The sequence below is a fragment of the Nocardia sp. NPDC049737 genome, from assembly GCF_040674755.1.
GTDB lineage: Bacteria > Actinomycetota > Actinomycetes > Mycobacteriales > Mycobacteriaceae > Nocardia.
This window is the reverse complement of sequence record NZ_JBFANH010000068.1, coordinates 1-14,683: the sequence shown is the minus strand read 5'-3', so window position 1 is coordinate 14,683 and position 14,683 is coordinate 1. Positions and strand designations below refer to the sequence as shown.

General features: G+C 65.0%; 10 protein-coding genes and 5 pseudogenes. 11 read left to right on the top strand and 4 right to left on the bottom strand.

Annotation, left to right across the window (positions count from 1 at the left end; genetic code table 11):
- Positions 1-225: 225 nt before the first annotated feature.
- Positions 226-1,362, bottom strand: a pseudogene (locus AB0J47_RS41330) (IS701 family transposase).
- 346 nt (positions 1,363-1,708) lie between these two features.
- Here AB0J47_RS41330 and AB0J47_RS41325 point away from each other — a divergent pair.
- The 7 genes and pseudogenes from AB0J47_RS41325 to AB0J47_RS41295 all read left to right on the top strand — a co-directional run.
- A complete protein-coding gene (locus AB0J47_RS41325; protein WP_364359892.1) occupies positions 1,709-2,320 on the top strand; it encodes a Rieske 2Fe-2S domain-containing protein in 612 nt (203 codons plus the stop codon).
- Positions 2,262-2,555, top strand: a pseudogene (locus AB0J47_RS41320) (hypothetical protein); the annotation flags it as partial. The gene AB0J47_RS41325 and the pseudogene AB0J47_RS41320, both read left to right, overlap by 59 nt.
- A 43-nt stretch (positions 2,556-2,598) precedes the next feature.
- Positions 2,599-2,844 (top strand): hypothetical protein, encoded by a 246-nt coding sequence (locus AB0J47_RS41315; protein ID WP_329406760.1) that lies wholly within the window; start codon positions 2,599-2,601, stop codon positions 2,842-2,844.
- A gap of 30 nt (positions 2,845-2,874) precedes the next feature.
- Complete coding sequence (locus tag AB0J47_RS41310) at positions 2,875-3,930, top strand: aromatic ring-hydroxylating dioxygenase subunit alpha (RefSeq protein ID WP_364359888.1); 1,056 nt, start codon at positions 2,875-2,877, stop codon at positions 3,928-3,930.
- Entirely contained in the window at positions 3,927-4,142 is a 216-nt protein-coding gene (locus tag AB0J47_RS41305) for a hypothetical protein (protein ID WP_364359885.1), read from the top strand. Before AB0J47_RS41310 ends, AB0J47_RS41305 begins: the two co-directional genes overlap by 4 nt.
- On the top strand, positions 4,139-4,858 hold the full coding sequence (locus AB0J47_RS41300) for an alpha/beta hydrolase (RefSeq protein WP_329406767.1): 720 nt from the start codon (positions 4,139-4,141) through the stop codon (positions 4,856-4,858). The genes AB0J47_RS41305 and AB0J47_RS41300 overlap by 4 nt, the downstream gene beginning before the upstream one ends.
- Positions 4,855-5,094, top strand: a pseudogene (locus tag AB0J47_RS41295) (AMP-binding protein); the annotation flags it as partial. The gene AB0J47_RS41300 and the pseudogene AB0J47_RS41295, both read left to right, overlap by 4 nt.
- Positions 5,095-5,108: 14 nt before the next feature.
- Here the strand turns inward: AB0J47_RS41295 and AB0J47_RS41290 are convergent.
- Positions 5,109-5,648 (bottom strand): MarR family transcriptional regulator, encoded by a 540-nt coding sequence (locus AB0J47_RS41290; protein ID WP_327099060.1) that lies wholly within the window; start codon positions 5,646-5,648, stop codon positions 5,109-5,111.
- 119 nt (positions 5,649-5,767) lie between these two features.
- Between AB0J47_RS41290 and AB0J47_RS41285 the strand changes: the two genes are divergently transcribed.
- From AB0J47_RS41285 to AB0J47_RS41275, 3 genes and pseudogenes are all read left to right on the top strand, one after another.
- Positions 5,768-6,235: a hypothetical protein gene (locus AB0J47_RS41285; RefSeq protein WP_329406771.1), complete on the top strand. Its 468-nt coding sequence runs from the start codon at positions 5,768-5,770 to the stop codon at positions 6,233-6,235.
- A pseudogene (locus AB0J47_RS41280) lies at positions 6,201-6,485 on the top strand (IS3 family transposase); the annotation flags it as partial. The gene AB0J47_RS41285 and the pseudogene AB0J47_RS41280, both read left to right, overlap by 35 nt.
- Positions 6,486-6,972: 487 nt before the next feature.
- Positions 6,973-10,248 carry a protein kinase gene (locus AB0J47_RS41275; RefSeq protein WP_364359879.1) on the top strand — a complete coding sequence of 1,092 codons (3,276 nt, stop codon included), beginning with the start codon at positions 6,973-6,975 and terminating at the stop codon, positions 10,246-10,248.
- Positions 10,249-10,378: 130 nt separating this feature from the next.
- On the opposite strand, the gene AB0J47_RS41270 is transcribed toward AB0J47_RS41275, so the two are convergent.
- Positions 10,379-11,974: a sensor domain-containing diguanylate cyclase gene (locus AB0J47_RS41270; protein WP_329406777.1), complete on the bottom strand. Its 1,596-nt coding sequence runs from the start codon at positions 11,972-11,974 to the stop codon at positions 10,379-10,381.
- Between the two features lie 829 nt (positions 11,975-12,803).
- Between AB0J47_RS41270 and AB0J47_RS41265 the strand changes: the two are divergent.
- A pseudogene (locus AB0J47_RS41265) lies at positions 12,804-13,705 on the top strand (IS5 family transposase).
- Positions 13,706-13,849: 144 nt separating this feature from the next.
- Here AB0J47_RS41265 and AB0J47_RS41260 read toward each other — a convergent pair.
- Positions 13,850-14,218 (bottom strand): hypothetical protein, encoded by a 369-nt coding sequence (locus AB0J47_RS41260; RefSeq protein ID WP_329406779.1) that lies wholly within the window; start codon positions 14,216-14,218, stop codon positions 13,850-13,852.
- Positions 14,219-14,683: the final 465 nt, after the last annotated feature.

Genomic DNA, 14,683 nt, shown 5'->3' with positions numbered 1-14,683 from the left:
GAAACATCCTCGGCCACAACATCATCAAGCACGCGCGACAAACTACAGCAGGATCAACTATCTTGCAGCACAACGAAATACAACTGTCGTGCTAGCACGACAGTTGTATTTCGTTGTTTCATAATCGGTTTCGTTGATGTCGGAGGTTGCGGACGTAGGTCTGGTGGCGTCGGCGCCATCGGCAGACAGCGAGTGCGTGGGTGAGGGTGCGGGCTGGGTGAAGGACTATCGCCAGGAGACGGCGGATTTCGGCGACTGTGATCGGGCCCAGTCCGCGTGGGCTTTTGGGTCGGTGGCGGCGGTGACGGCGAGGAAGGCGTGGGCGAGCATGGCCAGGGTGATGTGGCGGTACCAGGGGTCCCATCGGCGTACCTGGTAGTGGTCGAGGCCGCATTGGTCCTTGGCGGCTTGGAAGCATTCTTCGATCGCCCACCTGGCTCCGGCGACGGCCACGACTTGCTCACGGGTGACGGTGGCGGGGTGAAAACACAGGTAGTAGGTGATATCGGTGGGGTCCTCGAGGCTGCGACGGGCCAGCAGGGTCCGCGCGAATCCGGCGGGTAGATCACCGAAGGACGGCAGGGTGGCCCACGCTCAGTCGTATACGCGTTCACCCCGCTCACCGAGCCCGGCCGACACCCTGTGCCATGCTTCGGCGGGTGCGCGGCCGACGAGGGTGTCGACGCGGCGGCGGCCGTCCAGATCGTCCACCGTCTGCCGGATTGGAACTTCCAGGACGTAGGACAGTCGGCGGGTTTCGCAGAAGGCCCGGAACTTCCCGTCGCGCCCGTAGGCCGCATCGGCGGCGACCCATCCGGCGGCCACACCGGCGTCCAGGGTGCGGGCGATCATTGCCTCTGCCAGTCGCGGTTTCGTCAAAACCCCTTGATTGCAACGGGTTTCGGGTATTCCAGCTTCTCGACATCGATCCGGATCACCGATCCACGCCTCGGGGAGATAAAGCTCTCGATCGATCAGGGCACGCCCGGACTTGCCGGCGTAAGCCAGGAACACACCGAGCTGAGAATTTTCCACACGTCCCGCTGTGCCGGAGTATTGCCGCTGGACACCGGCCGATTTCACACCCTTCTTGAGGAATCCCGTCTCGTCCGGCACCAGGACGCCATCCGGGCAGGCCAGCGCCTCGGCCACATACGAGCGCAGACGATCACGCAACTCGTCGGCCTCCCACCGGGCACGGTTCAGCAAATGCTGCAGCCCGTCCGGCCCCACCGCGCCCGCAGCATCGGCCAGCTGCCAGGAGTTCTTGCGCTCCACCGGCGCTAGCAAACCGGTCAGATACGACCGCGCCCACCGCCGCGGCTCGGACCGGAAGAACACTCCCGCCACCCGCGCGAACAGCTCGTCGAACGCCGCCCGCCACGCCGAAACATCCTCGGCTACAACATCATCCAGCACAGACCGACAAACTACCGCAGGATCGAACATCCTGCATCACAACGAAATACAACTGTCGTGCTAGGACTATTGGTAGCCAATATGCCTCTTCTGCGAGGGGTGCGCAAGGGTGAAGTTCCGATCTACCTTGGACAGAAGCTCTTGACAACCGCGGATTGGATACCAATCATGGCTTCCATACTTGCGTTTTGAGATCTCGCCCACATTTGAGAGGAGATTCGATGGCAGTGTCGCCATCCGACCACGATCCGCGCCGTGTGGCCGTACCGAGTTATGCAGGCGATCTGACATGGTCGACGCGATTTCTCTTCCTGGGAGAGGAAAGGACTTCCCGATGACTCCCACTGCCCATGCGACGGAACGTTCCGCGTCGGCCAAGGCGCGGGCACCCGGCGCGCTCGCCCCGCTGGTGCGCGAGGCGTGGTACGTCCTGGCTGCGCGAAACGAGTTCGACCGGTCCCTCAAGCAGCGCTGGATACTGGGTGAGCCGGTCTGCTTCTTCGAGGCCACCGACGGGCAGCTTGTCGTGCTCGACGATCGCTGTGCGCATCGGCGCTTCCCGCTGTCGCGTAGCCATTTGGAAGGCGACGTGATCCGGTGCGGCTATCACGGTTTCGCCTACGGTCCGGACGGGCGATGCCGGTCCGTTCCCGGCGCCGACCCAGGGTCGATCAGCGTGCGCCGCTACCCGACGCTCCAGCGTGGTCCGTGGTCCGTGGGTCTGGATCTGGACCGGTGGCGATCCCGATGCGGCCGACCCCGGCCTGATCCCGTGGCCAGAGCGGGAACTCGACGGCGGCGACTTCGTCACCGGGTACATCCTGAACGCGGCCAACTATGCGATGGTTCACGAGAATCTGCTCGATCTGACGCACCTGGAACACCTGCATGGGATCGGTGAGTCGGAGTTCACCGAGACGGTGCCGGAGCTGTTGCCTGCCGACGAGTTCCCAGCGAGGTTCGCGGACCTGTCCGTGGGGTACTGCAAGGACCTCGAGACCACGCTCAACGCGTTCGCCGCGCCCGCTGGGTGCAACCCCTTGGTGCCGATCCGGCGATCCGGCCGCATGATGTCGGTCACCCCCGCGCTGGACTACGCCATCGAGCGGCTCGAGCCATACGATCCGGCCGCCGCCGACATCCGCAAGGTCGTGATCGCCCACTGTGTCACGCCGGCGGATGAGTCCTCGGCACAACCAGTTCTGGATGTGGTGGCAGGATGTGCCCTTCGCCATCGAGCATGCCGAGATGATCGCGTACGTCCAGCGAGTGTTCGACGAAGACGTCGAGGCTCTGGAATGGATTCAGCAGTACGTGGAGCGCGACGCCAGGCCGGGTGTCGTCGAGCAGAGCGTTCCGGCCGACGTGCCCGGGCTGCGGTTTCGCCGCCTACTTCACCGGCTGGCGACGGCCGAGCAGCGCTGAGCGCAAATCCCAGGCGACAAGGAGCCCCTGATGTCATTGCCCGCCGAGTTCCCGCGTGAGTCCTGGTACGTCGCCGCCCACTCGGAGGAGATCGGGCCGCACCTGCTTGCCCGGACCGTCATGGACGAGCCGATCGTCTTCTACCGCACCGCGAACGGCGAGGTCACGGCGCTGGCCGACCGGTGCGTGCACCGCCGGTACCCGCTCAGCAAGGGCACGCTGTCCGGCGACAGCATTGTCTGCGGCTACCACGGGTTCACCTACGACCCGGCCGGCCGGTGCACAGCCGTCCCGGCGCAGCAGCGGATTCCCCGGACGGCTCGGGTACCGCGATACCCACTCGTGGAACAGGACATGCTGGTCTGGGTGTGGATCGGCGATCCGGAACGAGCGGATCCCGCCGACATTCCGCGGGCGCCCTGGCTCGGTGCCCCCGGGTGGGCTGTCGTGCGCGGGATGGCCCCGCTCGCGGCGCGCGCGGGCCTGTTGCTGGACAACCTGATGGACCTGTCACACGAGACGTACCTGCACGCCGACTACATCGGTAGTGCCGAGGTCGCCGAGACCCCGATCCTGACGACCGTCGACGAGGGCACCGGCGTCGTCCGGGTCGGCCGCCACATGGACGATGCCGAATGTCCGCCCGCCTACCGAGCGACAACGGGGCTACCCGACCGCATTACGCGCTGGCAAGACATCGAGTACCACGCCCCCGGCCTGTACCTGCTGCACTCCCGCGTTGCGCCCATCGGCACCAGCCCGGAACCCGACGGCACGGACCCGGCCGGGTTCCACAACGAGATCGTCTACGCGATCACGCCTGAGACCCGGCGCAGTGCACACGACTTCTGGGCGGTGGCGCGGGATTTTGCGGTCGACAACGACGAGCTGTCGCGCAAGATCGCCGCCGCGCAGACGGCTGTCGTGCAGCAGGATGTGGACGCGCTCGAACTCCTGGAACAGGTAATCAGCGACGAGGCAGCGGGCTACCGGGAACTCAGTGTCAACCTCGACACCGGTGGTCTGGCCGCGCGCCGCCGGCTGGCCCAGCTGACGGTGGGTCGCGAGCGAGGAGCGCCCCGGTGAGTGGGCGCACCTGCCGCGTCCGGTGGGTTCCGGGGACCGACACCCTGCTCGGCACATGTCACTGCTCGGCCCAGCACATCACCGAAGACCCGGTCGACCTGTGGCAGTGGATGGACAACCATCACCACAATCCCCCCGGCCCGCCACAGGGCGCCGAACCCACCGGCTGGGATCAAGACCTACTCCTTGCAACGAACGGACTCCCGACATGACCGCACTACGGCCCACCCTCATTTTCGTACACGGCGCCTGGCACGGCCCCTGGGCCTGGGACAGGCTCCGCACCGAACTCGGCGACTTCACCACGACCGGCGTCTCCCTCCCCTCCTCCGGACCCGATCCGAGCGCACTCGGCAGCTTCTCCGACGACGTCGCCGCGGTCCGGGCGGCCGTCTCGGCAGTGAACGGTCCCGCGGTCGTGATCGCCCACTCCTACGGTGGAGTACCCGCAACCGAGGCCGCCTGCGGTCTGGAGAACGTCGCCGGAGTGATCTACGTGGCCGCGTTCGTCCTGGACGTCGGCCAGCCCGCGGCTGCGGTGGCGGCCGGCGGGGGCGTCCCGGAGTGGTGGGACGTGCATCCCGACGAGGGGTATGTCGATGCCCGGCGGGCAGAGGAGATCTTCTACGGTGATCTCCCCGCGCCCAGCGCCACGGAATATGCCGCGCGGCTCACGCACCAGAGCCTCGCCTCAGGAGCCCAGCCCCTGACCGACGCGGCCTGGAAGTACGTCCCGACGAGCTACGTCGTGTGCGACCTCGACGCCAGCCTGCCGCCCGCGGCCCAGGACGAGATGGCGCAGCGGACCGGGCGCGTGCACCACCTCGCGGCCGGGCACTCGCCGTTCCTGTCCCGACCCGCTGAACTCGCCGAACTGATCCGCGCGGACGTGGCGGACTTCGCGGACTCCCCCATCGTCAACTCATGACCCGCGCCGACAGGAAGGATATCCCGATGACCAGCGACGCCATCGCCCGGGCCCGCCAGCACTCCGTGGGCGATCTCTTGCGCCGCACCGCTTCGCGCTATCCGAGCAAGGTCGCCGTCATCGCCGGGGAACGGCGCGTGACGTACGCGGAGTTCGACGCGAGCGTGAACCGGTGCGCGCACGCATTGGCCGACCGCGGGCTGGGCAAGGGCGACCGGTTGGCGTTGCTGTCGCACAGGGTGGCTCCGGTTCAGCTGCGGCGCTTCTCGGCCACCTCGGTCATGCCGTGCATGAGCTTCTCCAATAGGCCGATGAAGATCGTCTGCTCGGGTTTGGTCAGGGTTCCGGCCCAGGCGCTTTCGCGCCGATTGTGCTCGCGGAAGGCGTCGGTGATGGCGTCGAGGCCGCGATCGGTCAGTGTGATCTGTACCGCCCTCCGATCGTGCTCAGCCTTTTCCCGGGTCACCAGGCCGTCGCGTTCCAGGGTGTTGACCAGCGCCGACACCGTGGCCCGGCTGTTGCCGGAAAGTTCGGCCACGCGCTTGGCCTCGGTGGGACCGGCCAGCCACAGCACGAAGAGGATGCGGAAGCCGGGCCAGCTCCAGCCGCGCGGCCGGTGCACCGAGGATTCCAGGTCGTAGACCAGCGCGCTGGTCACCCGGTGCAGCGTCAGCACCATCCGCATCGCCGTCGGGTCGACCTGGGGGAGTTCCCGATTGGCCTTGTCCACCGCGTAGTCGACGAAGGTCAGGTAGTCGAGGTCGCTGGGGGATTCCGGAGCGGTGGTCATGAGCACAGGGTAATGACGTCTGCCTGGTGCGCGGTGTGACGGGGAGCAGGTCTTGCCATCGGTGTGGTTGGGGCTACACTCGACCCAAATTAATCAAACCATTGACTAATGGAGGGCTGATGACCACGAAGGCTTTCGCCTCGTCGGCGGATCTCGGCGAGAAGGTGCAGACGCTCGAGGTGCTCGCCGACGGTGTGTACGCGCTGACCGCCGAGGGGGATCCGAATATCGGCGCGATCGAGGGTGAGGATTTCGTCGTCTGCTTCGAGGCTCTGGCCACGCCGGTCGCGGCGCGGCAATGGCTGGCGAAGCTGCGTGAGCACACCGACAAGCCGGTCAAATATCTGATCCTGTCGCACTATCACGCGGTGCGAACGCTCGGCGCCAGCGCCTACGACGCGCAAGTGGTCATTGCGCACGACAACACACGCAAGCTCATCGCCGAACGCGGACAACAGGATTGGGATTCCGAATACGGACGCATGCCGCGGCTTATCACCGACGCGCCGGAGGCGACGACCGTGCCTGCCCGGCCGTGTTCTTCGCCCGCGAGCTTCCCCCAAAATGAGATACCCGCTGGTCGATGACCTGGCCGCGGACGGGATTCCCGTCGCGGTGACCTGCCGGGTACTCGGTTTCTCCAAGCAGGCGTACTACAAATGGCGGCAAAACCCTGTGCCCCAACGAGATTGGGATGATGCCCATCTGATCGATGCCGCCCGTGACATCCATGCCGACGATCCGGACTTCGGGTATCGGTTCATCGCTGACGAACTACCCGAACACGGCATCACAGCGGGCGAGAACCGGGTCCAGCGGCTGTGTGCGGTCGCCGGCATGGAGGCGATTCCGAGTTTCGTCGCCTCGAACCCCGAATTGATCTGCCGCCCGATGGCTTCACTACGCGGCATTGCTTGTTCACCACCGAGCTCGTCAATCGGTGCCTGCCGTTCGAGACCTTCGCTGGTGTCGTGTACGTGCTCTTCAAATCCGAGAAGGCCAAATGGGCCGCGTAAACTTACCCGCGACCACCTGATGGTGGCGGGGATGCCGCATCGACCTGCCGTTGTGGGCCCGGCCCGAGCACTACGGGCCGGGCTGGCGGCGCATTGTGGGTCAATGACCCACGACATTGCGGTCCGGTTCCTCCCGCCCGGTCGAGTCGAGCAGTCCATCCGTTGTTCGACGACCGGTGACGGTGTTCCTGATTGATGACCGGGAACCCGGACGGCCACCCCGCGCTGCGATACGCTGGGCGTTGTTGAAAGGTGAGCGCACCTGTTGCCTGTGTCCGAGCCTGTGCTGAGTGGATTGCACACAGCTGATGACCGACGATGATTTGTTCCGGACACGCCGCGACGTCATGACTCCGGTCGCGGCGGAATTGAACCTGGCTGGTTTCGAGGACGCAGAAGAGATCGGTCACGGTGGATTCGGCGTGGTCTATCGCTGCGTGCAGGTGGCCCTCGACCGTACGGTCGCGGTGAAGTTGCTGACCGCCGAGTTGGACGAGGAGAACCAGGCGCGGTTCTTCCGCGAGCAGCGGGCGATGGGCCAGCTGACCGGACATCCGAACATCGTCACCGTGCTCCAAACCGGTCTCACCGCGAGCGGCCGTCCCTATCTCGTCATGCCTTACCACCCATTGGATTCGCTGGATGCTTGGATCCGTCGGCAGGGTCCGCTGCGAGCGGAGGAGGTGTTGCGGATCGGAGTGAAGATCGCCGGCGCGCTCGATAGCGCGCACCGGCTCGGGATCGTGCACCGGGATGTGAAGCCGGGAAATATTCTGATCACCGAATACGGCGAGCCGGCTCTCACCGATTTCGGTATCGCACGCATTGCCAGCGGGTTCCAAACAGCTGGCGACAAGTTGACCGGGTCACCGGCGTTCACGGCCCCGGAAGTGCTCGAGGGCGAGGCCCCGGTCCCGGCCGCGGACGTCTACGGGCTCGGCGCCACCCTGTTCTGTGCACTCACCGGACATGCCGCGTTCGAACGGCGTAGCGGAGAGAACGTGGTGGCCCAGTTCGTGCGAATCACCACGCAGCCGGTTCCGCACCTGCGCGCGAGCGGCATTCCCGACGACCTGTCGGCAGCTGTAGCGACGGCAATGAGCCGGGATCCACGCGAGCGGCCCTCGGCCGCGGCGTTCGGGCAAGCCCTCCAGCAAATACAACTGCGCCACGAGTTCAAGATCGACGAGATGGCGTTGCACCTGAAATCTACCGACGAGCAGCAAGACCACCCATCATCAATCCGGGTATGGGCGCCGCCGTCTACGGCGGGAGATTTCGGTAGCATCGCCGAGCTGCCGCTGGAGCTGACCAGTTTCGTCGACCGCCGCGCCGAGACGGCGGAGGTGAAAAGTCTGTTGTCCACCCATCGACTGGTGACGTTGGCCGGGATCGGTGGCGTCGGCAAGACCCGGCTGGCGCTGCGAGCGGCGGCGAACGCTCGACGCGATTTCGCCGATGGGGTGTCGATGATCGAGCTGGCCGACGTGCGCGACCCGTCGATGCTGGTCGAAATCGTGGCGGCCACCTTGGGCCTGAGAGACGATTCGGACGAGCCGATCCATGCGGTTCTGCTCCAGCACCTGTCCTCGCGGGAAATGCTGCTGGTTCTCGACAACTGCGAACAAGTGGTGGCGGCCTCGGCGGAGTTGGTCGAGAAGCTGTTGCTGGCCTGTCCGAATCTGCGGATTCTCGTCACCAGCCGCGAGCCGCTGGATATCGCCGGGGAAGCGACCGTGCGGGTCTCGCCGCTGACGGTCCCGGATCCCGACCACGAGCCCGCATTTCGGGGACTGCCCAAATACGACGCCGTGACATTGTTCGCCGACCGCGCCGCCGCAGTGGTGCCGGGCTTCGAACTCTCCGAGGACAACAAGACCACCGTGGCTCGGATCTGTTCCCGGCTGGACGGATTGCCGCTGGCGATCGAACTCGCGGCGGCTCGGATGCGCGCCATGTCGCCCGAGCAGATCCTGCAGCGGCTCACCGACCGGTACGCGCTGCTCACCCGCGGTAGCCGCACCGCGCCGCCGCGACAGCAGACGCTGCGGTGGTGCATCGACTGGAGCTACCAGCTGTGCACACCGGTCGAGCAGCGGATATGGGCCCGGTTATCGGTATTCACGAGCGGCTTCGAACTCGATGCCGTCGAGCAGGTGTGCGGTGCCGACCTGGCGCCGGAGAGTCTGCTCGATGCGCTGTCCTCCCTGGTGGACAAGTCGATCGTGATCCGGGAGGAACCCGATGGCGTCGTGCGCTTCCGGATGTTCGAGACCATGCGCGACTACGGTCGGGAGAAGCTGCAGGAGAGCGGCGAGTACCGGGATCTGCGTCGACGCCACCGCGACTGGTACGAGCGATTGGCCCTGGATTCGGAGGCGGGATGGATCGGCGACCGGCAGCTGAGCTGGCTCGCGCGGCTCGACCGTGAACAACCGAATTTCCGGGAAATGCTCGAGTTCTGCCTTGCCGAAGACAGTGCGGAGGCCGCCGAAGCCGGGCTGCGCACGGCCAACGCCCTACACCTGTATTGGGGCTATCTGGGCCAGTACGGCGAAGGGCGACGTTGGCTCGACCGCATCCTGTCCCATCCCGCCGCGCATTCGATACCCGATCGCGTCAAAGCACTCCATGCGAGCGCAATCATGGCGGCGGTCCAGGGGAACCTAGAACGCGCAGGCGCCCTCGTGGAGCAGGCACACGAGTACACCGACCACGATTCCAGTCCAATGGTCAAGGCGCTGGTCGACTATGCCGAGGGTGCCACGGCGTTATATCGAGGTGAACCTGCTCGCGCAGTCTCCTTCCTCGAGGCTGTAGTCGAGGTGGCCGGTTCGAACCCGCGAGAGTATCTGTACTTAGCAGCGTCGATCTCGCTCGCTTGGGCGTACGCACTTCAGGGCGATATAGCGCGTGCAATAGAGCATCACGAGCGAGTACTTTCCATCACCGAAGCGTGCGGCGAATCGCTGTTTCGATCGACCACGCTGTGGGGGATCGGCATTACCAGGTGGCAGCAAAGTCGGCGGTCCGACGCACAAGATTTGCTGCTGGAATCGCTGCGAGTCAGCCGGGGGTTGCACAGCCCTTTCGTTGCGTCGCTCGCCCTTGAGGGGCTGGCCTGGACGGTCGCCGACGATAATGGTGAGCGCGCGGCCATTCTGATGGGCGCTGTGCAAAATCTATCGCGGTCCACCTCAGGCACCAAGCTTTTTGCCAACGAGCTATCCCGCTATCACGAGGCATGCGAGCGCACGGTGCGCCGCGCACTGAGTGACCGAGGATTCGATGCGGCATTCCGGCGCGGCCGGACCATGGGGATGAACGCTGCGGTGTCCTATGCCCTGGGTGAACCGCCAACCGCCACACCACACGATTCGGGAATGGCATTGACCAAGCGCGAACTGGAGGTTGCGCACCTCGTCGCCCAAGGACTCACCAACAAACAGATCGCCGCGAAATTGGTGCTCTCCCAACGTACCGCCCAGCACCACGTCGAACACATCCTGAGCAAACTCGGATTCACGTCCCGCACCCAGATCGCGGCCTGGATCGTGGACGACGCCAGACACGACAATCCTTGATCGTCAGACCCGCAATGCTGTTTCGTGCGCAAGCGATCGACGGATTCGGCACACGGCAGGCCTAACGCGCGCCGCGCCGACGGAATTGACTGCGCTGGAACGGTCCGACGTGTTCACCGAAGCCTCGGTATCAAGAATCGGCGATCGGCGAGCTCGCGAGAAGCCGAGTTAGTGCCGTTCCTGGCGGATCGAGGGGCTTCAGCGGTGGTGTGTGCTGCCGCTCCTGGGTCCGCTGCCTGGCGGCTGGGGCAGAGTTTCGAGTGGTCGAGCACATGCTGCCGCGCGCCAAGCGGTCTTGCTTGGCGCGATAGAGCTGCCGGTCCGCCGCGTCCAGCAGCTGTTCGGGTCCCGAGCCGGCGATGCTTGCCACGACCGTGCCGACACTGGCCGAGACCGCGATCTCGCATCCTTCGACGACGACGGGCGCTGACAGTGCTGTCAGGAGCGCGTCGGCTGCGGTGGCGACGCAGTCTTCGTCGACCGGTGATGGTACGAGCACGACGAACTCGTCGCCGCCGAGGCGGGCGATCGTGCAATCCTGGCGGATCCGGGCACTATGAAGGCGATCGGCAACGATGCGCAAGACCTCGTCGCCGATGCGGTGGCCGTAGTGGTCATTGATTTGTTTGAAGTGATCCAGGTCCGCGAAACACAGGCCGATGAGGTCTGCGCTGGTAGCGGTGTCGGCGAGCGCGTCCATCCGTTCGAGTAGATGGCGACGGTTGGGCAGGCCGGTGAGCGGGTCGTGCCGGGCCTGCTTGTGCAGCTCTTCCTCAAGCAGGTGGCGTTCGGTCACGTCCTCGCCAACAGCCAGCAGATAATCGGCCTGCGTACCGGATCCCCGGACATAGGAGATGGTGAACGCTACCCATTTCGTGCTGCCGTCCGGGTTGAGCGCGCGGCTCTCGATCTTCACCATGCCGCCCCGCGCCCGAACCAGCTTGTCGTACACCAATGTGTTGATCTTGGCGGTATCCAAGGGATGTGCGAAGTGACGTACCGAAATCCCTCTCAGTTTCTCGACGGGGACGCCGATCATCTGCGCCAGGCCACGGTTGGCGTCGATCAGGGTGCCACGAATATCGCCAACGGCAATCGCTACGGCCGTGTTGTCGAGTAGGAGGCGCAGGAAATCGCCGGCACTGTGGCGGTCGCGCCAGACATCGTCGCGCTTCCCTGCGGTCGGCGCCTGCTGGAACCGCTCCTGGAAGCCGCACCCGACAGCGGCGAGCAGGGCAGCTACGCGGGCTACGGCATCGGGCCGTCCGCTGTCGTCGGCCACTTGGCACAGTACCCGCGCGGATGCGACGGGCACGGCCGGATCGAGCAGTCCCGCCGCGGCCAGTGCGTATCCGACTGCCGCGCCGATCCTCTCGTCGAAGGGATCGGCCTCTACCCCCGCTGTGAACACATCGTATAGCTGTCCCAGCAACGTTGCGGCATCCGATGTCGGACCGGGCGCACCGGCGATGTCGAGAGCACGCTGCCATTGCGCGATCAGCGCGGAACGTCGCTGTTCCTGCATGGTGGTTCCTTGCTTGTAGCCGCTGAGGGCATAAACCGCTGGTGAGAGAACCCACGATAAAGGTCGGCGGTGCGCGGAGATGGGATTTCGGTGAGCTTGCAAACCGATGGGTCGGATCGGCACTGGACTTAAGGTCGAGGCGGCGTGGCCCTCTTCGGCCTCGGCGAGCTCGGCCTCGACAAGCGGAATGTTGACGGTCACGTGACTTCGCTTGCAGCAGTGGGCTTTTGCTCGATTCCTTGGTGCGTCGAGGTCGCAAGAACGCAGGCCATGCCGTGCCGACATTGATCGAAGAAGGTGTAGGTGCTGAATCTGACCGAGGTCATATTGCTGCCAAGGTGCGCGCGCTCGGTGATGCACTCACCGCACGCTATGCCACCTCCGAGACCCGGGCAGCCGCGCGCGGCGAGTGCGAAACGCTGGCGCGTGCGATGACCGCGGAGAATTCAGAGCACCGGAAGACCAGGAACGAACCTGAGAGATCCGGAGGTTCCTTAACGAGATCTGGCGATGATCCCGCCCTCGTCACAGCGCACATCGATGTCATGGGCGACTTCATGACCCAGGTCTGTCGGCTTCGCCGACTGTGGCACAGGATTCGGCGGATCCATTCGGATAGCCGCTCGCACTCAGCGCACTCCCCAAGCGATTTGGAGCACATCGAATATCGCTGAATTTCGACGCAAAGCCGGCACATCGAGTATCTGAGACTCACGCTTCGTATGTCATAAGTCGACCGGCGGCATTCTTGAGTATGCAATGCCGGCGTTCGGGGTGTCGGGTGATCTCGTAGGGAACGAACATCTCGAATTCTTAGGGTTCAGGCGCAGCGTGGCCGAGAAAGTGCTCGTCGACGATGTTGCGTTGAAGTTCGGATGTTTCGCCCGCGATCATGCCGAGTTGCGGCCTCCGGATCGGCACCCACGAACGTTGACAGCGCATCACGCTTCGTGGGTTTCGGCGCCGCACTAGGTTGTGTCTCCCAATGAGATGGATCGGTCGGCCCCATGTTCGGGGTCGATCGTGCATCATGTTCGCCGTGGCGACCGCGATCAGTGATCGATGCCGGGTTCTGACCGACAAACAGTGGGAATTGCTGGAGTTGCTGCTGCCGAAATCCGAAGGCCACGTGGGCCGTAACTTCGCCAACAACCGCCTGGTGGTCGAGGGAATGCTGTACCGGCTGCGCACCCGCCTGCCGTGGCGGGACCTGCCCGAGCACTTCGGGCCCTGGCAGACAGTGTGGAAACGACACGGCCGCTATGCCGCCGACGGCACCTGGGACCGGGTGCTGACAGCGCTGGTCGCGTCGGCTGATACCACCGGCGACCTGGACTGGGTGGTGTCGGTCGACTCGACGATCGTGCGGGCGCACCAGCACGCCGCCGGCGCGGCCGCCGACTCGGTGAGCGGGCTATGAACCGACCGACCACGCGATCGGGCGCTCCCGCGGCGGGTTGAGCACCAAAGTGCATCTGGCCACCGACGGCGCTGGTCGCGGCCTGGCCGTGCTGCTCACGCCCGGCCAAACCAACGACTCGCCGTTGCTGCCGCCACTGCTGGACGCGATCGCGGTGCCGCGCCTGCAGGGCGGGCCGCCGCGACACAATCCGGATGTGGTGATCGCCGACCGTGCCTACTCCGCGGCGTCGAACCGAACCCTGCTGCGGCGCACGCGCGTCCAGACCCGTGATACCCGAACGCTGCGATCAGGTCGCCAACCGCAAGCGCAAGGGCCGCAACGGTGGTCGCGCACCGCCCTTCGATGCTGAGATCTACAAGCGGCGCAACGTCATCGAACGCGCCTTCAACAGGGCCAAACACTGGCGCGCGGTCGCCACGCGCTTCGACAAGCTCGCGATCACCTACCGTGCCGGATTCGTCCTAGCCCTCATGGTCGAATGGCTCAAATCATTGGGAGACACAACCTAGCGCGGTGGATACCGGCGGCTCGAAGGACGATGCGGGGCCTGTCGGCTGGAGTGGTGGACCACGATCAAAGCGAACGGCCCGGGGAACACGCTGGGAAGCACTGCTTCCGACGTCATGCCCCGGGCCTACTCGGCGGGTGGCGCGTTACGCGCAGGTCGACCGAATCTTATTGAGGGAACTGAGGATCTGTGGGGCCGCAGACGGCGAGCTAGCCGCCTGAACAGCGCTGATATATGAGTCGAGTGCAGCTTGCCCCTCGGCGGTGACGAGACTGGAGCGCTGCCCCTGCAGCTGCCCGACGTACGAATCCCGGGCAGCTGTTGCTTCGTCCACCGGCAGACTCTGCAGCGGGGTCAGGGTTGTGATGGCGTTGGCGGCTATCGGGGTGAGGACCGCGCAATCCGATGCGAGATCGCCGGTCGGTTCGGCCTGGACGGTTGATGACACGGCACCGGTAAGCGCGATAGCGGTGGCCACTGCCGCCATGAATCCCATGGCGTTTCGTTTTATCATAGCAATCTCCATTGATGGCGTCGCTCGCCTGCCGTGTTGATCCGCTGGAATACGCGGCCGGGAGCGTAAGAAAACGGTTTTGTAGACTATGTCGCCAGGCACGCATATTCGGATCGAGATTCGATCGTGCCTAATAATTGGCCGGGCTGTCCTTCTCTCCGAGCCTTCCTTATGACCGATTACCGACCACCACCCGAGCGCGACCAGTGAATCGTATCGGCTCCAGTTCGGGGCCGTCTACCTTTATCGGTTGTCATGACACACAGGTTGCTACCGATGTTTTTCTGTTATTCCACACCGACCTTCCGGCGCTGCGTTCGACCTCCCTTCATGGCGAACTCTCGATGCCGAGCGGATCGGCGGATGACCTGAGTCGGCCCGCCTGCGGTAAGTGCGGGCGACGAGCGCGGAGTGTAAATACCATTTACCTTTCGAGGACAGCGGGTCCAATCCGGTTAGGGCGGT